Origin of the sequence: Streptomyces sp. NPDC102451, from assembly GCF_044765485.1 — a bacterium.
Classification (GTDB): domain Bacteria; phylum Actinomycetota; class Actinomycetes; order Streptomycetales; family Streptomycetaceae; genus Streptomyces.
This window is the reverse complement of sequence record NZ_JBIWKD010000001.1, coordinates 746,440-765,857: the sequence shown is the minus strand read 5'-3', so window position 1 is coordinate 765,857 and position 19,418 is coordinate 746,440. Positions and strand designations below refer to the sequence as shown.

The window sequence follows — 19,418 nt, the reverse complement described above, 5'->3', positions numbered from 1 at the left end:
GATTGCCCGCTCAATCGTGCAGGGCGGCGCTCAAACCTATTCCCGGAAAATTCTCCGCCGCATGACTCACGCCTGAGGGCTTACGCCCCGGCCGGGAGGATTCCGCCGGCCGGGGCCTCCTGCGGCTCTCAGCCCACGAGGCCGTCGGCCAGCTCCTCGCTGAGGGTCGACTCCGTGCCGGGGATACCGAGGTCCTGGGCCCGCTTGTCCGCCATGGCCAGCAGGCGCCTGATCCGGCCCGCGACCGCGTCCTTGGTCAGCGGCGGGTCGGCGAGCGCTCCCAGCTCCTCCAGGGAGGCCTGCTTGTGCTCCATGCGCAGCCGTCCGGCCGCCGCGAGGTGCTCCGGGACCTCCTCGCCCAGGATCTCCAGCGCGCGCCCCACCCGGGCGCCGGCGGCGACCGCGGCGCGGGCGGAGCGGCGGAGGTTGGCGTCGTCGAAGTTGGCGAGACGGTTGGCCGTGGCGCGGACCTCGCGCCGCATCCGGCGCTCCTCCCAGGCCAGCACCGACTCATGGGCACCGAGACGGGTCAGCAGGGCACCGATGGCGTCACCGTCCCGGACGACGACACGGTCGACACCGCGCACCTCCCGGGCCTTGGCCGCGATGGAGAGCCTGCGGGCGGCCCCGACCAGGGCGAGCGCGGCCTCCGGGCCGGGGCAGGTCACCTCGAGCGACGAGGAACGTCCGGGCTCGGTGAGCGAGCCGTGCGCCAGGAAGGCGCCGCGCCAGGCCGCCTCCGCATCGCAGGTGGCCCCCGAGACCACCTGCGGGGGCAGACCTCGGATGGGGCGGCCGCGGCCGTCCACCAGGCCGGTCTGGCGCGCCAGCTGGTCGCCGCCCGCCACCACCCGTACGACGTAGCGGGAGCCACGGCGCAGTCCGCCGGGAGCCATCACGATCAGCTCCGAGCTGTGCCCGAAGATCTCGAGGATGTCCCGCTTGAGCCGGCGGGCCGCCATGGCCGTGTCCAGCTCGGCCTCGATCACAATCCGGCCGCTCACCAGGTGCAGCCCGCCCGCGAACCGAAGAATCGCCGAGACCTCTGCCTTTCTGCAGCAGGTCCGGGTCACGGGAAGCCGAGAGACTTCGTCCTTCACCGCTGGCGTCATCGCCATGGGCCGATCCTTCCATGCATCCGAAAAATACGGTCGTACGCGGCGGCCAACAGCTCCGGATCATGAATCGGAACGCCGTCGGGTGAGGCCACGGGGGCCAGCTCGACCGCGGCTCCGAGCCGCTGTGCGGCGTCGGCGAGGGACTCGCGATCGGGCACGGCGGCCTCGTCGGCCAGCACCACGTCCATGGCGAGTTTAGGGGCGTGTCGTCCCAAAACCTCCAAATGACGCTGCGGTGAGAAGCCTTCTGTTTCACCGGGCTGTGGTGCGAGGTTCAGTGAGAGGACCTTACGGGCCTTCGTCGTGACCAGTGCGTCGAGCAGTTCGGGCACCAGGAGATGCGGAATCACGGAGGAGAACCAGGACCCCGGGCCGAGCACCACCCAGTCGGCGTCGAGCACCGCCGCCACCGCTTCGGGGACCGCCGGCGGGTCGGCCGGCACGAGGTGGACGGACTGCACCTCGCCGGGGGTCAGCGCCACCGTCGCCTGCCCACGCACGGTGACCACGTCCTCGGGGCGCTCCACGTCGTGCCCCCGCACGAGGGCCTGGAGCTCCAGGGGGACGGCGGACATCGGCAGCACCCTGCCGTGTGCTCCGAGCAGCTTGCCGACCAGGTCGAGGGCCTGGACGTGGTCGCCCAGCTGCTCCCAGAGGGCGACGATGAGCAGATTGCCCACCGCGTGCTCGTGCAGATCGCCCTTGGACTCGAAGCGGTGCTGGATGACCCGGGCCCAGGTCTGGCCCCATTCGTCGTCGCCGCAGAGCGCGGCGAGCGCCTTGCGCAGGTCGCCCGGCGGGAGGACGCCGAGCTCCTCGCGGAGCCGGCCGCTGGAGCCGCCGTCGTCGGCGACGGTCACCACGGCCGTGAGATCGCCGGTGATCCGGCGCAGCGCCGTGAGCGAGGCCGACAGCCCCATGCCGCCGCCGAGGGCGACGACCTTGGGCTGTGCGCCACGCTTGCGGCCGGAGAGCGCGGCCGTGGCCCTGCTCAGCCGTCGCTGACGCGGATTGCGACTGCTCACTCGCGCCCCATGTCCCGGTGGACGAGGACGGTCTCGATCCCCTCGGTGGCCAGCCGGGAGGCCAGCTTCTCCGACATCGCGACGGAACGGTGCTTGCCGCCCGTACAGCCCACGGCGATGGTCACGTAACGCTTGCCCTCACGGCGGTAACCCGCGGCGATGAGCTGGAGCAGCTCCGTGTACTGGTTGAGGAACTCCTTGGCGCCCGGCTGGTCGAAGACGTAGTCGGACACCTCCTCGTTGAGCCCGGTGAAGGGGCGGAGCTCCGGGACCCAGTGCGGATTCGGCAGGAAGCGGCAGTCGACGACGAGGTCGGCGTCGACCGGCAGGCCGTACTTGAAGCCGAACGACATCACCGTCGCCCGCAGCTCCGGCTCCTCGTCGCCGGCGAACTGGGCGTCCATCTTGGCCCGCAGCTCGTGCACGTTGAGGCTGGAGGTGTCGATGACGAGGTCGGCGTCGCCGCGCAGCTCACGCAGCAGATGCCGCTCGGCCGCGATGCCGTCGACGATGCGGCCGTCACCCTGGAGGGGGTGCGGGCGGCGGACCGATTCGAAACGGCGTACGAGGGCGTCGTCGGAGGACTCCAGGAAGACGATCCGCCGGGTGACGTGCTTCGCCTCCAGGTCGGCGAGGGAGTCCCGGAGGTTGTCGAAGAAACGGCGGCCCCGTACGTCGACGACGACGGCGATGCGGGCGACGTTGCCCTGGGACCGGGCGCCGAGCTCCACCATCGTGGGGATCAGCGCGGGCGGCAGGTTGTCGACGACGAACCAGCCGAGGTCCTCCAGACACTTGGCGGCGGTGCTGCGCCCGGCGCCCGACATTCCGGAGATGATCACCAGCTCGGGGATGGCGGGCGGGGTGGCCTCGGCCTTCTCCGTGGTGCTTCCCGTACTCACGTGTGCTGCTCCGTCTGCTCGGCCGCGTTCGTCCTGGTCTTCATGCGCGTGCTCGGTCATGTCCTGCTGCCCCCGTCGTCCTCTTCAATGATCTCTCCAGTGGCGGTGTTCACGGCGGGTGCGGCCGGGGCGGCCGCGGCAAACGCGACGGCCACCGATTCCGCGGTCCTGCGCCCTATCCCCGGCACCTCGCAGATCTCGTCGATTGTCGCCTGCCTCAGCTTCTTGACGGAGCCGAAATGCTTGATCAGGGCCTGCTTACGGGTCTCGCCGAGGCCCGGGACGTCGTCGAGGGGGCTGCTGCGGATGCGCTTGGCCCGCTTGGCCCGCTGGTAGGTGATGGCGAAGCGGTGGGCCTCGTCCCGGATGCGCTGGAGGAGATAGAGGCCCTCGCTGGACCGGGGCAGGACCACCGGATCGTCGTCGTCGGGCACCCAGACCTCTTCGAGCCGCTTCGCGAGACCGCAGACGGCGATGTCGTCGATGCCCAGCTCGTCCAGGGCCCTCTTGGCGGCGGCGACCTGGGGCTGCCCGCCGTCGACGACGACGAGCTGGGGCGGGTAGGCGAAGCGCTTGGGGCGGCCGTCGTCCTCGCGGGGCTCCTCGCGGGCGGGGCCGGGCTCCTGCGCAGCGGGCGCCACCGGCCCGGGCACGCCGGGCCCACCGGGCCCACCGGTCCCGCCGGGGGCCGGCACGTCGGATCCCTGGACGCCGGGTGCGGGCACGCCGGGCGCCCGGTCGCCTTGTGCGGGCTCACCGGACGCGCCGGGAGCGGGGCCGACGGGTGCGGGGCCGCCGGGTGCGGGAACGGGGCCCGTGGGCGCCGGGGTGTCCTCCCACTCCCCCGTCCGCTCCTTCTCCTGGAGGTAGCGCTTGAAGCGGCGGCCGATGACCTCGTGCATCGACCGGACGTCGTCCTGGCCCTCGAAGCCCTTGATCTGGAAGCGGCGGTACTCGCTCTTGCGTGCGAGGCCGTCCTCGAAGACCACCATGGACGCGACCACGTCGTCGCCCTGGAGGTGCGAGATGTCGAAACACTCGACGCGTAGCGGCGCGGTGTCGAGACCGAGCGCCTCGGCGATCTCCTCCAGGGCGCGGGAGCGTGTCGTGAGGTCGGACGCGCGCTTGGTCTTGTGCAGCCCCAGCGCCTGCTGGGCGTTGCGCTGGACCGTGCCCATGAGGTCCTTCTTGTCGCCCCGCTGCGGGATGCGCAGGCTGACGTGGGACCCCCTGCGGTCCGCGAGCCACTGGGACACGGCGTCGGGGTCCTCGGGGAGCGCCGGTACCAGCACCTCCTTGGGGACGGAGTCGCCCGTCTCCTCGCCGTAGAGCTGCTGGAGCGCGTGTTCCACCAGGCCCGCCGTGTCGACGGCCTCGACCTTGTCGGTGACCCAGCCGCGCTGGCCCCGCACCCGCCCGCCGCGGACGTGGAAGATCTGGACCGCCGCTTCGAGCTCGTCCTCGGCGACGGCGATCAGGTCGGCGTCGGTGGCGTCGGCGAGCACGACGGCGCTCTTCTCCATAGCCCGCTTCAGCGCCTCCGCGTCATCACGCAGCCGGGCCGCCCGCTCGTACTCCATCTCCTCGGCCGCCTGCATCATGTCCTTCTCCAGGCGGCGGATGTACGTGCCCGTACGGCCTGCCATGAAGTCGCAGAAGTCCTCGGCCAGGTCCCGGTGTTCCTCGGGGGTGACCCGTCCGACGCACGGGGCGGAGCACTTGCCGATGTAGCCGAGGAGGCAGGGGCGGCCGGTGCGCTCGGCGTTCTTGAAGACGCCGGCGGAGCAGGTGCGCACAGGGAAGACCCGGAGCATCAGGTCGACGGTCTCGCGGATCGCCCAGGCGTGCCCGTACGGACCGAAGTAGCGGACGCCCTTCTTCTTGGCGCCGCGCATGACCTGGACGCGGGGGAACTCCTCGTTGAGCGTGACCGCGAGGTAGGGATAGCTCTTGTCGTCGCGGTACTTGACGTTGAACCGGGGGTCGAACTCCTTGATCCAGGAGTACTCCAGCTGAAGCGCCTCGACCTCGGTGGAGACCACGGTCCACTCCACGGAGGCAGCCGTGGTCACCATCGTGCGGGTACGCGGATGCAGACCGGCCAGGTCCTGGAAGTAGTTGGCCAGGCGCTGACGCAGGTTCTTCGCCTTGCCGACGTAGATCACCCGGCGGTGCTCGTCGCGGAACTTGTAGACCCCCGGGGAGTCGGGGATCTGTCCCGGCTTGGGGCGGTAGCTGGAGGGGTCTGCCATGTCTCATACCCTACTTGCGGGCAGTGACAGAGCGGCATTTCCGGGTCCCCCGGGGCCGGGGACGGGCAGTCCGGTCGGGCTCAGGACCCGGGCCGGGCCGGGCCGGGCCGGTCAGGCTCCGGGGCCCGCGACTAGCTTCCCGCCCTCGACCTTCACCGGGACGGAGGGCAGCGGCACGGTGGCCGGGCCCTGGACCGCCTTGCCCGTGGTCATGTCGAAGCGGCTGCCGTGGCAGGGGCAGTTCCCCTCGTTGCCCTCGACCTTGTCCAGGAGGCAGCCGGCGTGGGTGCACTGCGCGCTGAAGGCCTTGTACTGCCCGGCGGCCTGGCAGCTCACGACGACCCGCTGCTCCCGGTAGAGCTTCGCCCCGCCGACCGGGACCTCCTCGGCGGCACCGAGCTCCACGGGTGCGGTGGGTGTGGGCGTCTGCGCGTGGCCGAGCTTCGACTCGGTCGAACAGGCTGCCGCTCCCAGCCCGGCGGCACCGGCGAGAGCGGCGCCCTTCAGTACGGTACGGCGGGCGGCGGGCAGGCCGGGCATGCGGTCTCCACTGGTCGGGGGGACAGAGAGCCGCCGTCACCGTCCGGGGCACCGGGTGTCCGGTACTCCGGGCACGGGCCGCACCTGAAGGCACGGGCGACAGACCCGACGATACCGGCGGAGAACGACGGCCCTTCGACCGGCCCCGGAGAGCACCGGGGCGCCGGGCAGGCCGGCCCCCTGTGCGGGTGCCGGCCTGCCCGGGCGGTGTCAGGCCTTCCGCGCGCGGGTGGCCTTCTTCGCCGCGGGACGCTCGGCCGCCGCCTTCCCCGTGGTCCTGGCCGTGGCGGTCTTACGGGCCGTGGCCGTCTTCGCCGCGACGGCCTTCTTCGCGGGCGCCTTACGGGCCTTGCGGGCCGCCGGCACCACGGCCTCACCGATCCGGTCCGCGCCCAGAACCTCCTGGAGGAACTTCCCGGTGTGGCTGGCGGGCACCGAGGCGACGTGCTCCGGAGTGCCCTCGGCGACGACCAGACCGCCGCCGTTGCCGCCCTCGGGGCCCATGTCGACGACCCAGTCGGCGGTCTTGATGACATCGAGGTTGTGCTCGATGACGATCACCGTGTTGCCCTTGTCGACCAGGCCCGAGAGCACCGAGATGAGCTTGCTGATGTCCTCGAAGTGCAGACCGGTCGTCGGCTCGTCCAGGACGTAGACCGTGCGGCCCGTGGAGCGCTTCTGCAGCTCGCTCGCCAGCTTCACGCGCTGGGCCTCACCGCCGGAGAGCGTCGGCGCGGACTGGCCGAGCCTGACGTATCCGAGGCCGACCTCGTTGAGCGTGCGGAGGTGACGGGCGATCGTCGGGACGGCCTCGAAGAACTCCAGGCCCTCCTCGATCGGCATGTCCAGCACCTCGGCGATGGACTTGCCCTTGTAGTGGACCTCCAGGGTCTCCCGGTTGTAGCGCGCACCGTGGCAGACCTCGCACGGGACGTACACATCGGGCAGGAAGTTCATCTCGATCTTGATCGTGCCGTCGCCGGAGCAGTTCTCGCAGCGGCCGCCCTTGACGTTGAAGGAGAAGCGGCCCGGCAGATAGCCGCGCACCTTCGCCTCCATCGTCTCGGCGAACAGCCTGCGGACGTGGTCGAAGACTCCGGTGTACGTCGCCGGGTTGGACCGGGGCGTACGGCCGATCGGCGACTGGTCGACGTGGACGACCTTGTCGACGAGGTCGTCGCCGTCGACCCGGGTGTGCCGCCCGGGGACCGACTTGGCGCCGTTGAGCTCACGCGCCAGGTGGGTGTAGAGGATGTCGTTGACCAGGGTCGATTTCCCCGAACCCGAGACACCGGTGACCGCCGTGAGCACACCCAGCGGGAAGGAGACGTCGATGTCCTGGAGGTTGTTCTCCCGGGCGCCGTGCACCGTGAGCCGGCGCTTCGGGTCGACGGGACGCCGGATGTCCGGCATCTCGATGGCCCGCTTCCCCGCGAGGTACTGCCCGGTGATCGACTCCTTGTTGGCCAGCAGCTCCTTGAGCGAGCCGGAGTGGACGACCTTGCCGCCGTGCTCACCGGCGCCGGGGCCGATGTCGACGACCCAGTCGGCGACCTTGATGGTGTCCTCGTCGTGCTCGACGACGATGAGCGTGTTGCCCATGTCGCGGAGCCGGACCAGGGTCTCGATCAGCCGGTGGTTGTCGCGCTGGTGCAGGCCGATGGACGGCTCGTCCAGCACGTACAGCACGCCGACGAGTCCGGAGCCGATCTGGGTGGCGAGCCGGATGCGCTGGGCCTCGCCGCCGGACAGGGTGCCCGCGGCGCGGTTCAGCGAGAGGTAGTCGAGGCCGACGTCGACGAGGAACCTCAGTCGCTCGTTGACCTCCTTGAGGACCCGCTCGGCGATCTTCTTGTCACGGGCGTTGAGCTTGAGGCGGCCGAGGAACTCGGCGCACTCGCTGATCGACATCGCGGCGACCTCGGCGATGGACTTCTCCATCACCGTCACCGCGAGGACCAGCGGCTTGAGCCGGGTGCCCTCACAGGTCGGGCAGGCCACCTCGCGCATGTAGCCCTCGAAGCGCTCGCGGCTGGAGTCGCTCTCGGCCTCGGAGTGGCGCCGCTTGACGTACTGGACGGCACCCTCGAAGCGGGGGGTGGTGTAGGCGCGCTCGCGCCCGTACCTGTTGCGGTAGCGGACCTCGGTCTGGATCTTGTGACCGTGCAGCAGGGCCTTCTTGGCGCGTTGCGGCAGTCCGGCCCAGGGGATGTCCGTGCGGAATCCGAGGGCGTCGGCCAGCGCGGTGATCTGGCGCCCGAAGTACTCCTTGGTGTGACCGTGCGACCACGGGTGGATCGCCCCCTCGTCCAGGGACTTGTCCTCGTCCGGGACGATCAGCTCCGGGTCGACCTCCATCCGCGTACCGATGCCCGTGCAGTCGGGGCAGGCGCCGAAGGGGGAGTTGAAGGAGAAGGAGCGGGGCTCCAGCTCCTCGAAGGAGAGGTCGTCGTAGGGGCAGTAGAGGTGCTCGGAGTACATCCGCTCACGCTCGGGATCGTCCGCCTCGAGGTCGACGAAGTCGAGCACGACCATGCCGCCGGAGAGGCCCAGCGCCGTCTCGACGGAGTCGGTCAGTCGGCGCTTGGCGCTGTCCTTCACCGTGAGGCGGTCGATGACCACCTCGATGGTGTGCTTCTCCTGCTTCTTCAGCGTGGGCGGCTCGGACAGCTGGATCGTCTCGCCGTCGACGCGGGCCCTGCTGTAGCCCTTGGTCTGGAGATCGGCGAAGAGGTCGACGAACTCGCCCTTGCGCTCGCGCACCAGCGGCGAGAGCACCTGGAAGCGGCTGCCCTCGGGCAGGCCGAGCACCTTGTCGACGATGGCCTGCGGCGACTGGCGCGCGATGGGCCTTCCGCACTCGGGGCAGTGCGGCTTGCCGATCCTGGCGAAGAGCAGCCGGAGGTAGTCGTAGACCTCGGTGATGGTGCCGACCGTCGAGCGCGGGTTGCGCGAGGTCGACTTCTGGTCGATGGAGACGGCGGGCGAGAGGCCTTCGATGAAGTCCACGTCCGGCTTGTCCATCTGGCCGAGGAACTGCCGGGCGTACGAGGAGAGCGACTCCACGTAGCGACGCTGGCCCTCGGCGAAGATCGTGTCGAACGCGAGCGACGACTTGCCCGATCCGGAGAGCCCGGTGAAGACGATGAGGGAGTCACGGGGGAGATCGAGCGAGACGTTCTTCAGGTTGTGCTCGCGCGCGCCACGGACGATGAGACGGTCGGCCACGCCGGTCCGCACCTTTCTGGAGAGAAATGGGGGAACTGAGCCCCTGTCCCAGGGTATGGGGGGCGCCACAGCGATGTATGAAGCTTTCGACTCCGAGCGTATAGCACGCGCATTCGATTTATGGTCGACCGAAGACTCCATCACCCGAACGAGTGGTGAGGTCTACGCTCGGCTCATGACTGATCATGCGCGCGACCTGGAAGCTGTACGTGAAGCGACCGATCGGCTGCTCAGTGCCACAGGCACGATGGACGACGACGCCGTTGCCGAGCCGTCGCGGCTGCCGGGCTGGACCCGGGGCCATATTCTTGCCCACCTGTCACGTAACGCCGACGCGCTCGTAAATGTTCTCCGAGGGCGCCCGATGTACGCGAACAGCGAAACCCGGGACGCCGACATCGAACGTGGCGCGCCCCGCCCCCTGGCCGAGCAGGCCGCCGACCTGCGCACGAGCGGCGCGGCCTTCCTCGCGGCGGCCGAGACCCCGGCCGACTGGTCACGCACGGTCACCATGCGCAACGGTGTGACGGATTCGGCCTCCCGGATCCCCTTCCGCCGCTGGGCCGAGGTCGAGCTGCACCACGTCGACCTGGGGGTGGGGTACGAGCTGGAGGACCTGCCGGAGGAGTTCGTGACCCGGGAGAACGACTTCCTGGCGGAACGGTTCGCCGGGCATCCCGACGTCCTCCCCACGACGGCGGTCGCCCCCGACGGCCGGCTGTGGACCACGGGCGGCGGCGCCGACGGCCCCCCGGTGACCGTCCGGGGCGAGGCCGCCGACATCCTCGGCTGGCTCTGCGGACGCCGGGACGGCTCCGGGCTCACCGTGGAAGGCGGCGGCCTTCCCGCACTCCCCCCGCTATAGGCTTCGTCACATGACGTACAGCGGAGCGGTCAAGGTCGGCGGGCGTGCGGACGTACACGAGCTGACGGATCTGATGATCTCCAAGGTCGCCGTCGGCCCGATGAACAACAACGCCTATCTGCTGCGCTGCCGGGCCACCGGCGAGCAGCTCCTGATCGACGCGGCCGACGAGGCCGGAACCCTGCTGCGGCTGATCGGTGACGACTCCATCGCGTCCGTCGTCACCACGCATCAGCACGGCGACCACTGGCAGGCGCTGGCCGAGGTGGTGGCGGCCACCGGGGCGCGCACCTACGCCGGGCGGTACGACGCCGAGGGCATCCCGGTCCCGACCGACGTCCTGGTCGACGACGAGGACACGATCCGGGTCGGGCAGGTCACGCTGACCGCCCGCCGTCTGACCGGCCACACCCCGGGCTCCATCGCGCTCGTCTACGACGATCCGCACGGCGCTCCGCACCTGTTCACCGGGGACTGCCTCTTCCCGGGCGGGGTCGGGAACACGCACAAGGACCCCGAGGCGTTCGCGAGCCTGCTCCACGACGTGGAGACCAAGCTCTTCGACCAGCTGCCCGACGAGACCTGGGTCTACCCGGGCCACGGTCACGACACCACGCTCGGCGCCGAGCGCCCGCAGCTGCCGGAGTGGCGCGAGCGCGGCTGGTGAACCGCTGAAAGCCCGACGGCCGGGTGCCCCTCACGGGGCCCCGGCCGTCGGTATGTCCGTCCGGCGCTACTTCTCCGCGCCGACGTTCTCGCTGTCGTCCTTCTCCTCGTCCTTCTCCGTGCCCTTCTCCACCGCGTCCTGCCTCTTGGTGGCGATGAGGCTGGTGATCGTTGTGATCACCAGGACGCCGCAGATGACGGAGAGGGAGAACGGGATGGAGATCTCCGGGACGTGCACCCCGGACTCGTGCAGGGCGTGCAGCACCAGCTTGACGCCGATGAACCCGAGGATCACCGAGAGCCCGTAGCTGAGGTGGACCAGCTTCTTCAGCAGACCGCCGATCAGGAAGTACAGCTGACGCAGGCCCATCAGGGCGAAGGCGTTGGCGGTGAAGACGATGTACGGGTCCTGGGTCAGGCCGAAGATCGCCGGGATGGAGTCCAGCGCGAACAGCACATCGGTGGTGCCGATGGCGAGCATGACCACCATCAGGGGGGTCAGGACGCGCTTGCCGTTGTTCCGGATGAAGAGCTTCGTCCCGTGGTACTTGTCGGCGACACCGAAGCGGTGCTCGATCGACTTCAGGAGACGGTTCTCCTCGAACTCGTCCTCCTCCTCGTCGGCCCGCGCCTCCTGGATCAGCTTCCAGGCGGTGTAGATCAGGAACGCGCCGAAGATGTAGAAGACCCACGAGAAGTTGGCGATGACCGCGGCACCGGCGGCGATGAAGATCGCACGCAGCACCAGGGCGATCAGCACACCGACGAGCAGCACCCGCTGCTGGAGGTGCGAGGGCACCGAGAACTTCGCCATGATCAGGACGAAGACGAAGAGGTTGTCGACACTGAGCGACTTCTCGGTGATGAAGCCGGCGAAGAATTCGCCCGAGGCCTGGCTCTCGCCGAAGACCAGCAGACCGAGTCCGAAGAGCACGGCCAGGGCGATCCAGACGATGGTCCAGATTCCGGCTTCCTTGGTCGACACGTCATGGGGCTTGCGCCCGATGAAGAAGTCGACGGAGACGAGGGCGACGAGACCGAGAATGGTCAGCGCCCAGAGGGTCCATGAAACGTCCACTGCGCCTCCGGCAGTTCGCTACGGCTATAGATCAGCGTCGTCGCTGCCGGAGGTCTCTTCCACCCGGGAGCGCGGGATGCGCGCCGGGCCGACGCCCCGGGACCGGTCACAGTCCGTACTGACGGGAACGCCGCGATCGGGAGTACTCCCCTCCGCACCCAGAACAGTACATGAAGCACCAAGAAACAGTAAAGTTTCTGCCAAGGTGAAGCCAAAATGCCAGGTCAGAGGCTCTGCGGCGGGTAACTGACCTGCCGTCACCCCGCTCAGCGGTAGCCGGCGCGCCGCGCCTCGGCGACCAGCGCGAGCACCTGCTCCAGGACCCGGCTTCCCTGCGGCGCCCTCAGCGGCTCGTACGTCCACGCGTGGCCCACCCAGGGGTCGGCGAGGTGGTCGTCGGCCACCGGGGTGATCCGCAGCAGGGACCGCCACAGCGGGTCCAGCACCGGACCGTAGGCGCGGGTGTCCTCGCGGTCGGCCACCATCAGCAGGTGCACGCCCACCGAGGGGCCCTCGTCGGCCAGATAACGCAGCTGGGTGACGGCCCGGTCGTCGAAGCCGTGCGGGAAGTCGTTGACGATCAGCAGCTGTTCCGCCGTGTCGAGGTCCGGGGGCAGCGCGTCCGAGGCGCCGGCCCTGATCGCCATCTGCACCAGGTCGACCCGCCGGGTGAGGTGCGCGAGGACCGAGGCCACACCTTCCGCCCCGGATGCGGGCGGCCCGGCGAGGACGCCGGCATCGACCAGGGGTGCGAGCGGGCCGGCTGCGGAACCGGCCGGGTCGATGACGTGCACGGAGAAATCGTCCGCCGGGTAGACGGCGAGCAGCCGCGCGGCCAGGGCGACCGCGGTCTCCATGGCCAGGGTGCGCAGCCGGTCCCCGGGCGTCGCGGCGGCCGCCTCGGAGGCCGTACGTCCGCTGTCGACCCAGATCCCGCGCTCCAGGGGCAGCCGGACCAGCAGGGGGATGCGCAGGCCGATGCCCTCGGGCAGATGGAGGTCGCCGATGCGCAGGGCCATCGGGATCTCCATCGGCACGCGGTAACCGTGCCAGACAGGGTTGCCCCAGCCCGCGTACGCGGCGGGGAGGGCGGGTTCGACGACGGCGGACTCCGCAGCGAGCTGGGCGAGGTCGCGTTCGAGCGCCTCGCGGGCCCGGCCGGTGAGTTCGTCGTGCTTGGCCCGGGCCTCCTCGCGGGCCCGGTCGCCCGCTCCGCCGATGCGGCTGCGCGGGTCGGAGAGGGTCCGGTCGAGCTCCTGGTCCATCCGGGACTCGGCGAAGTCGACCGCGCTCCGGTAGGCGGCGACGGCGCGGGCGAGGTCCTCGAACATGCCCCAGATCTGGTTGTAGAGGCGCTCGTCCATGGACCAGCCGGTGGCGTCACCGGCGACGGGCTGCGCGGGCCGGCCGGGGGCGGCGGGCGGGGCCGTCGGGGGCGGGGGCGGCGGCGCGGAGGTCTGGCGCCGCGGGTGCGCGTAGTTGACGGGGCCGCCGGGGGCCTCCGTGCGCGCGGGCGCGGGATCCGGCGGGGCGGGGGCGGGCGGGCCGCCGTCCCCGGAGGCCGCGGGGCCGGCGGGGTGGCGCACCCGCTCACCGTCGGGGGCCCGGGGCGGCGGTGTCACGGAGCGGGCGAGCCCGGAGGCGACGGCCTCCTGGATGGAGGCGGCGAGCTCCGCCGCCTCCGCCACCCCCTGGTCGGCGAGCATCCCGGCGAGCCCCGCGGCGTACCCCTGGCCGACGGCGCGGACCTTCCAGACGCCCTGGCGGCGGTAGAGCTCCAGGGCGGACACGGCGGACTCGGTGTCCAGGCCGGTGAGGGTGAACGTGGCGATCTCGGTGCCGTCGAGCCCGGTCACGGCGACGAAGGGGGCGGCCACCGCGCCGAACCTGGCCGGCTGCCCGGGGCCCACGGGCAGGGCGAGGAGCACGGTGACGCGGTGCACCGAGTCGGGCAGGGCGTCCAGGTCGACGGCGAGCCGGTGGTCGGCCGCGGCCTGCCGGGACACTTCGAGCCCGGGCACCCGGTGCGAGGCGGGGTGGGCTATCCACTCGGCGTCCCGGACCGTGCCCCGCTCGTCCCCGAGCGTGGCCCCGGCCACGACGGGTGAGCCCGCCGACACCCTGATCTCCAGACGGGTCTGGGGCAAGGTGTGGTTCTGCCCCCGGACCAGCTCGGCCGTCATCGCCCTGTCCCCTCGACGTTCGGTGTGGTGCCCTGCCATGGGCGCAGCTCCCGGCGGCGGGTGCCTCCGGGAGCTGCTCGTACGGATCTGTGGGCTGTGCCGCCCGCCGCCGCGCCTACAGGTGCGGCAGGATCGCCGGCATCAGGTCCTGGAACGTACGGCCGTTGGCCGGGTTGCCGAGGGCGGTCATCTGCCATCCGCTGCCCGAGCGGTGCACCTTCGCCATGATCTGCGCCGTGTACTGGCCGCCGCCGTCCAGCGTGTAGCGGGCGAGCTCCTGGCCGTTGGTCTCGTCGACGATGCGACAGAAGGCGTTCTGCACCTCCTGGAACGTCTGGCCGGTGAACGAGTTCACCGTGAAGACGATCTGGTCGATGTGGACCGGGACCCGCTGCAGGTCGACGAGGATCGCCTCGTCGTCGCCGCCGGAGCCGGCACCGCCGACCAGGTTGTCCCCGGTGTGCTTGACCGAACCGTCGTCGCTGACGAGGTGGCGGAAGAACACGACGTCCACGGGCTGCTTGTCGGCGAAGAGCACCGCCGAGGCGTCCAGGTCGATCTCCCGGGTGCGCGAGCCGAACAGCCCGCGGCGCGGGGCCGCCTGCCAGCCGAGCCCCATCCGTACCGCGGTCAGGGTCCCCCCGTCGCTCTTCTGCAGGCTGATGGCCTGGCCCTTGGTCATGTTGACCGTCACGCGCTGTCCCCTCTCCGCTTGCCCCGCCACCTTCGGTGTGCGGTTTCCCCGCACCCTACGCAGTCCCCCGAGGCGGGAAGGAGCCATGGGCCGTTTTTGTGTCGGTCCTGCAACACTGCGGGCCCACGGGGGAACACTGCGCGCCCCACCAGGTCAGGCCAGCCCCGCCTCCCTCATCTGGCGCAGCTCCTTCTTCAGCTCCCCCACCTCGTCACGCAGCCGGGCGGCGACCTCGAACTGCAGGTCGGCGGCGGCCGCCCGCATGCGGTCCGTCATCTCCTCGATGATCCCCGCGAGCTCCGCGGCGGGCCGGTCGGTGACCACCGCGCCGTCCTTCTTCGCCTTGCCCCCCGCGGCCGCCTTGCCGCCCAGCGAGGGGACCGGGGCCTTGGTGTCCTTGGCCTGCCGGTAGCCGGTGCCGAGCAGCTGCTCGGTGTCGACCTCCTCGCGTGCGATGGACGCGACGATGTCGTTGATCTTCTTGCGGAGCGGCTGCGGGTCGACGCCACGCTCGGTGTTGTAGGCGATCTGCTTCTCGCGGCGGCGGTTGGTCTCGTCGATGGCCTGCGCCATCGCGGGGGTGACCTTGTCGGCGTACATGTGGACCTGCCCCGAGACGTTACGGGCGGCACGTCCGATGGTCTGGATCAGCGAGGTGCCGGAGCGCAGGAAGCCCTGCTTGTCCGCGTCGAGGATGGCCACGAGCGACACCTCGGGCAGGTCGAGGCCCTCACGCAGGAGGTTGATGCCGACCAGCACGTCGTACTCGCCGGAGCGCAGCTCGCGCAGCAGCTCGATGCGGCGCAGCGTGTCGACGTCGCTGTGGAGGTAGCGGACCTGGATGCCCAGCTCGAGGAAGTAGTCCGTGAGGTCCTCGGACATCTTCTTGGTGAGGGTGGTGACCAGGACGCGCTCGTCCTGTTCGGTCCGCTTGCGGATCTCGTGGACCAGGTCGTCGATCTGGCCCTCGGTGGGCTTGACGACGACCTCCGGGTCGACGAGCCCGGTGGGCCGGATGATCTGCTCGACGTAACCGTCGCCGCGGGACATCTCGTACTTCCCGGGGGTGGCGGAGAGGTAGACCGTCTGGTTGATCCGGCCGAGGAACTCCTCCCACTTCAGGGGGCGGTTGTCCAGCGCGGAGGGCAGCCGGAAGCCGTGGTCGACGAGGGTCCGCTTGCGGGAGGCGTCGCCCTCGTACATCGCGCCGATCTGGGGCACGGTGACGTGCGACTCGTCCAGGACGAGGAGGAAGTCCTCGGGGAAGTAGTCGAGGAGGGTGTTGGGGGCGGTGCCGGGCGAGCGGCCGTCGAAGTGCATCGAGTAGTTCTCGACGCCGGAGCAGGTGCCGATCTGCCGGAGCATCTCGATGTCGTACGTGGTGCGCATGCGCAGCCGCTGGGCCTCCAGCATCTTGCCCTGCTTCTCCAGCTCGGCGAGGCGCTGCTCCAGCTCCTGCTCGATGCCGGTGACCGCCTTCTCCATGCGCTCGGGTCCCGCCACGTAGTGGCTGGCGGGGAAGACGTGGAGCGAGGAGTCCTCGCTGATGACCTCGCCGGTGAGCGGGTGGAGGGTCGAGAGGGCCTCGATCTCGTCGCCGAACATCTCGATGCGGACGGCGAGCTCCTCGTACACCGGGAAGATCTCGATGGTGTCGCCGCGGACCCGGAAGGTGCCGCGGGTGAACGCGAGGTCGTTTCGGGTGTACTGGATCTCGACGAAGCGGCGCAGCAGCTGGTCGCGGTCGACCTCGTCGCCGACCTTGAGCTGGACCATCCGGTCCACGTACTCCTGGGGGGTGCCCAGGCCGTAGATGCAGGAGACGGAGGCGACCACGACGACGTCGCGCCGGGTCAGCAGCGAGTTCGTGGCGGAGTGCCGGAGCCGCTCGACCTCCTCGTTGATCGAGGAGTCCTTCTCGATGTAGGTGTCCGACTGCGGGACGTACGCCTCGGGCTGGTAGTAGTCGTAGTACGAGACGAAGTACTCCACGGCGTTGTTCGGGAGGAGCTCGCGGAACTCGTTGGCCAGCTGGGCGGCCAGCGTCTTGTTCGGCGCCATCACCAGGGTGGGGCGCTGCAGCTTCTCGATCATCCAGGCGGTCGTCGCCGACTTGCCCGTGCCGGTCGCGCCGAGCAGGACGACGTCCTTCTCACCTGCGCGGACGCGCCGGTCCAGCTCGGCGATGGCCGCCGGCTGGTCACCGCTGGGCTGGTAGGGACTGACGACCTCGAAAGGCGCCACCGAACGTTCGATCTTCGAGACTGGCCGCATGCAACCACCGTACGACCCCCCACTGACAACGGCCGGGGATCAGCGGCTCCGCGGCTGCCGGTACGCCCTGCGCGAGGCGCTCTCGTAGTGCGGTGCGGGGCGGCGCTGGGCGGGGATCGAGGTGACCGGGCCGCCGCACCGGGAGGTGTGTCCGGGCGTCCGGCGGGCTGCCTGGGGCCCGCCGGTCACCACCAGGGGGTCGATCATCACGATCACCGCGGCGAGCAGCAGGAAGCAGCCCGGCCCGATCATCATCGGCAGGAGCAGTGAGGTGGGGGCCTCGCCGGCCTGCGGCGCGGCGTCGGGGTGCAGGTGCACCTGGAGCGCGGCCATCCCCGTGTAGTGCATGCCGCTCACGGCCACGCCCATGACGACGCTGGCGCCGAGGCTGGGCAGGAAGCCGTGGATGGAGACGGCCGCCCACAGAGCGGCTGTCGCGGCCACCACGGCGATGACGACGGAGAGCGAGACGGTGAGGGTGTCGTACTCGAACAGTCCCTCGAAGTTCATTCCAGCCATGCCGAGGTAGTGCATGGAGGCGACCCCGAGGCCGGTGATCGTCCCGCCGGTGACCAGTGCCATGCGGGTGGCGCCCCGGTAGCCGACGAGGAATATGCCGACCCCGACCATCACGACCGCCACGCCGAGGCTGGCGAAGGTGAGGGGCCTGTCGTAGCTCATCGGTGCTTCCCGGACGGTGAAGCCCAGCATCGCGATGAAGTGCATCGTCCAGATGCCGGAGCCGATGGAGGTCGCGCCGAGCGCCAGCCAGCCGGCTCTGGACGCGCCTCGTGTGCGCAGGGAGCGCGTGGTGCACCGAAGACCGAGCGCGGCACCGAGGCATGCCATGAGGAACGCCGTGACGGGGGTCACGAGGCCGTAGGTGAATCCGTCAACTGTGCCCTGCATGCTGGTACGCCCTTCGCGGTGTGCCCGGGTTCGGGGGTGACCCTAAAGGGCAAGGCCCGGCAAGCAAACATAAGAGCGGCATTTTATCCTCCTCTGGGCCTTCCGCGTATCCGGCACCCATCGCTCCGTTCACAACATGGCCATCATTCCCCTCCCGTCCGTTGGGGATCTGATGCGAGTCTCTGCCTGTCCGCATTCCGACGCGAGGAGTACACGTGTCCGTACGCACAGCAACCGCCTCCGGCACCGTCACCGCCCTGCTCGGCGCCTGCGTCCTGCTGCCCGCCACCCAGGCCCAGGCCTCGGGCAGCCAGGACAGCCCGGTCGTCTACGCCCACCGGGGCGCCTCCGCCTACGCCCCGGAGAACACCCTGGCGGCTGTGGACGCGGCCGACCGTCTCGGCATCGACTGGGTGGAGAACGACGTCCAGCTCACCAAGGACGGTGTACTGGTCGTCGTGCACGACACCACCCTGAACAGGACCACGGACGCCGAGGAGGTGTTCCCCGACCGGGCGCCCTGGGCGGTCAAGGACTTCACCGCGGCGGAGATCGCGAGGCTGGACGCGGGCAGCTGGTTCGGCCCCGCCTTCGCGGGTGCCCGGGTGCCGACGCTCACGCAGTACCTGCGCCGCATCGAGCGGAACCACCAGAATCTGCTCCTGGAGATCAAGAGCCCGGAGATCTACCCGGGGATCGAGAAGGAGACCCTGGGCGTCCTGCGCAAGCAGGGATGGCTCGACCGCGCTCACGTCAAGCACAGGCTGATCGTCCAGAGCTTCGGTGCAGAGAGTGTGAAAACTGTCCACGCTCAGCGTCCGGACGTCGTCACGGGCTTCCTGGGCACCCCCGCGGTGGCCGATCTGCCGTCGTACGCGGCGTTCACCGACCAGATCAATCCGTCGTACACGACGATCGGCGCCGACTACGTCGCCGAGGTGCAGAAGCTGAAGGGCGCCCACGGCAAGCCGCTGCAGGTCAACACCTGGACGGTGAACGACGCGGCGAAGGCTGCGGAGGTGGCCGGTTTCGGCGTGGACGGCATCATCACCAACAACCCCGACACCGTCCGGGACGCCACCCGCTGAGCGGCTGACGGGGCGTTGTCAGTGGCCGGCCGTACGGTGGGCCACATGGAGAGCAGCGAGCAGGTCGTGGAGTGGTCCGTCGTGCCGAGCGCCATCGGCCCGCTCCTGCTGGCCGCGACCCGGACGGGCCTGGTGACCGTGGTCTTCCACGCCCGCCCGGCGGTCCGGGACAAGGTGCTCGGACAGGTGCGGTCCCGGCTGGGCGCGGAGCCCGTGGAGGCCCCGGACTCCGTGCTGCTGGCCGAGCCGGTGCGTCAGCTCGCCTCGTACTTCGCGGGAGGGCTGCGGGACTTCTCGCTCGACCTGGACTGGTCGCTGAGCTCCGGTTTCCACCGCGAGGTGCTCCGCGAGCTGGCCTCCGGCGTGCCCTACGGGACGGTCGTGGGGTACGGCGACCTGGCGCGCCGGGTCGGCCAGCCGGGCGCCGCCCAGGCCGTGGGGGCGGCCATGGGCTCCAACCCGCTTCCGGTGGTGGTTCCTTGCCACCGGGTGGTGGAGAGCGACGGGGGGCTCGGCGGCTTCGGCGGCGGGCTGGAGACGAAGCGGCAGCTGCTGGCACTCGAGGGGATACTCCCGCAGCCGCTGTTCTAGGAGGT

15 protein-coding genes are annotated in these 19,418 nt (G+C 70.5%); 4 read left to right on the top strand and 11 right to left on the bottom strand.

Annotation, left to right across the window (positions count from 1 at the left end):
- Positions 1-128: 128 nt before the first annotated feature.
- The 6 genes from whiA to uvrA form a co-directional block, all read right to left on the bottom strand.
- A complete protein-coding gene (whiA, locus tag ACIRD8_RS03590; protein WP_018104603.1) occupies positions 129-1,118 on the bottom strand; it encodes a DNA-binding protein WhiA in 990 nt (329 codons plus the stop codon).
- Positions 1,109-2,143 carry a uridine diphosphate-N-acetylglucosamine-binding protein YvcK gene (gene yvcK / locus ACIRD8_RS03585; protein WP_403985528.1) on the bottom strand — a complete coding sequence of 345 codons (1,035 nt, stop codon included), beginning with the start codon at positions 2,141-2,143 and terminating at the stop codon, positions 1,109-1,111. Before yvcK ends, whiA begins: the two co-directional genes overlap by 10 nt.
- On the bottom strand, positions 2,140-3,105 hold the full coding sequence (rapZ, locus tag ACIRD8_RS03580; RefSeq protein ID WP_403985526.1) for an RNase adapter RapZ: 966 nt from the start codon (positions 3,103-3,105) through the stop codon (positions 2,140-2,142). The genes yvcK and rapZ overlap by 4 nt, the downstream gene beginning before the upstream one ends.
- A complete protein-coding gene (gene uvrC, locus ACIRD8_RS03575) occupies positions 3,102-5,297 on the bottom strand; it encodes an excinuclease ABC subunit UvrC (protein ID WP_403985525.1) in 2,196 nt (731 codons plus the stop codon). The genes rapZ and uvrC overlap by 4 nt, the downstream gene beginning before the upstream one ends.
- A 111-nt stretch (positions 5,298-5,408) precedes the next feature.
- Positions 5,409-5,837 (bottom strand): Rieske (2Fe-2S) protein, encoded by a 429-nt coding sequence (locus tag ACIRD8_RS03570; protein ID WP_403985523.1) that lies wholly within the window; start codon positions 5,835-5,837, stop codon positions 5,409-5,411.
- A gap of 210 nt (positions 5,838-6,047) precedes the next feature.
- On the bottom strand, positions 6,048-9,065 hold the full coding sequence (gene uvrA, locus ACIRD8_RS03565; protein ID WP_403985521.1) for an excinuclease ABC subunit UvrA: 3,018 nt from the start codon (positions 9,063-9,065) through the stop codon (positions 6,048-6,050).
- Positions 9,066-9,240: 175 nt separating this feature from the next.
- Between uvrA and ACIRD8_RS03560 the strand changes: the two genes are divergently transcribed.
- Both ACIRD8_RS03560 and ACIRD8_RS03555 read left to right on the top strand, forming a co-directional pair.
- Positions 9,241-9,930: a maleylpyruvate isomerase family mycothiol-dependent enzyme gene (locus tag ACIRD8_RS03560; RefSeq protein ID WP_403985519.1), complete on the top strand. Its 690-nt coding sequence runs from the start codon at positions 9,241-9,243 to the stop codon at positions 9,928-9,930.
- 10 nt (positions 9,931-9,940) lie between these two features.
- On the top strand, positions 9,941-10,597 hold the full coding sequence (locus tag ACIRD8_RS03555) for an MBL fold metallo-hydrolase (protein WP_403985517.1): 657 nt from the start codon (positions 9,941-9,943) through the stop codon (positions 10,595-10,597).
- A 66-nt stretch (positions 10,598-10,663) separates the two neighbouring features.
- Here the strand turns inward: ACIRD8_RS03555 and ACIRD8_RS03550 are convergent, their stop codons facing one another.
- The 5 genes from ACIRD8_RS03550 to ACIRD8_RS03530 all read right to left on the bottom strand — a co-directional run bounded on the left by ACIRD8_RS03550 (position 10,664) and on the right by ACIRD8_RS03530 (position 17,734).
- Positions 10,664-11,674, bottom strand: a complete 1,011-nt coding sequence (locus tag ACIRD8_RS03550) for a TerC family protein (protein WP_403985515.1) — start codon at positions 11,672-11,674, stop codon at positions 10,664-10,666.
- Between the two features lie 266 nt (positions 11,675-11,940).
- Positions 11,941-13,857, bottom strand: coding sequence for a TerD family protein (locus ACIRD8_RS03545; protein ID WP_403985513.1), 1,917 nt, complete (start codon positions 13,855-13,857; stop codon positions 11,941-11,943).
- Positions 13,858-13,972: 115 nt separating this feature from the next.
- Complete coding sequence (locus ACIRD8_RS03540) at positions 13,973-14,551, bottom strand: TerD family protein (RefSeq protein ID WP_403985511.1); 579 nt, start codon at positions 14,549-14,551, stop codon at positions 13,973-13,975.
- Between the two features lie 153 nt (positions 14,552-14,704).
- On the bottom strand, positions 14,705-16,825 hold the full coding sequence (gene uvrB, locus ACIRD8_RS03535) for an excinuclease ABC subunit UvrB (RefSeq protein WP_403985510.1): 2,121 nt from the start codon (positions 16,823-16,825) through the stop codon (positions 14,705-14,707).
- A gap of 39 nt (positions 16,826-16,864) precedes the next feature.
- The gene (locus tag ACIRD8_RS03530; protein WP_403985508.1) at positions 16,865-17,734 is read right to left on the bottom strand and encodes an MHYT domain-containing protein; all 870 of its coding nucleotides are present in this window, start codon (positions 17,732-17,734) and stop codon (positions 16,865-16,867) included.
- Positions 17,735-17,949: 215 nt separating this feature from the next.
- Between ACIRD8_RS03530 and ACIRD8_RS03525 the strand changes: the two genes are divergently transcribed.
- Together ACIRD8_RS03525 and ACIRD8_RS03520 are read left to right on the top strand one after the other, a co-directional pair.
- The gene (locus ACIRD8_RS03525; protein ID WP_403985506.1) at positions 17,950-18,822 is read left to right on the top strand and encodes a glycerophosphodiester phosphodiesterase; all 873 of its coding nucleotides are present in this window, start codon (positions 17,950-17,952) and stop codon (positions 18,820-18,822) included.
- Between the two features lie 45 nt (positions 18,823-18,867).
- Complete coding sequence (locus ACIRD8_RS03520; protein WP_403985504.1) at positions 18,868-19,413, top strand: methylated-DNA--[protein]-cysteine S-methyltransferase; 546 nt, start codon at positions 18,868-18,870, stop codon at positions 19,411-19,413.
- Positions 19,414-19,418: the final 5 nt, after the last annotated feature.

Excerpts from the sequence above, each read along its gene's own strand:
- whiA (WP_018104603.1), bottom strand. The coding sequence starts at position 1,118 with ATGGCGATGACGCCAGCGGTGAAGGACGAAGTCTCTCGGCTTCCCGTG.
- rapZ (WP_403985526.1), bottom strand. The coding sequence starts at position 3,105 with ATGACCGAGCACGCGCATGAAGACCAGGACGAACGCGGCCGAGCAGAC.
- uvrC (WP_403985525.1), bottom strand. The coding sequence starts at position 5,297 with ATGGCAGACCCCTCCAGCTACCGCCCCAAGCCGGGACAGATCCCCGAC.
- ACIRD8_RS03570 (WP_403985523.1), bottom strand. The coding sequence starts at position 5,837 with ATGCCCGGCCTGCCCGCCGCCCGCCGTACCGTACTGAAGGGCGCCGCT.
- ACIRD8_RS03560 (WP_403985519.1), top strand. The coding sequence starts at position 9,241 with ATGACTGATCATGCGCGCGACCTGGAAGCTGTACGTGAAGCGACCGAT.
- ACIRD8_RS03555 (WP_403985517.1), top strand. The coding sequence starts at position 9,941 with ATGACGTACAGCGGAGCGGTCAAGGTCGGCGGGCGTGCGGACGTACAC.
- ACIRD8_RS03545 (WP_403985513.1), bottom strand. The coding sequence starts at position 13,857 with ATGACGGCCGAGCTGGTCCGGGGGCAGAACCACACCTTGCCCCAGACC.
- uvrB (WP_403985510.1), bottom strand. The coding sequence starts at position 16,825 with ATGCGGCCAGTCTCGAAGATCGAACGTTCGGTGGCGCCTTTCGAGGTC.
- ACIRD8_RS03530 (WP_403985508.1), bottom strand. The coding sequence starts at position 17,734 with ATGCAGGGCACAGTTGACGGATTCACCTACGGCCTCGTGACCCCCGTC.
- ACIRD8_RS03520 (WP_403985504.1), top strand. The coding sequence starts at position 18,868 with ATGGAGAGCAGCGAGCAGGTCGTGGAGTGGTCCGTCGTGCCGAGCGCC.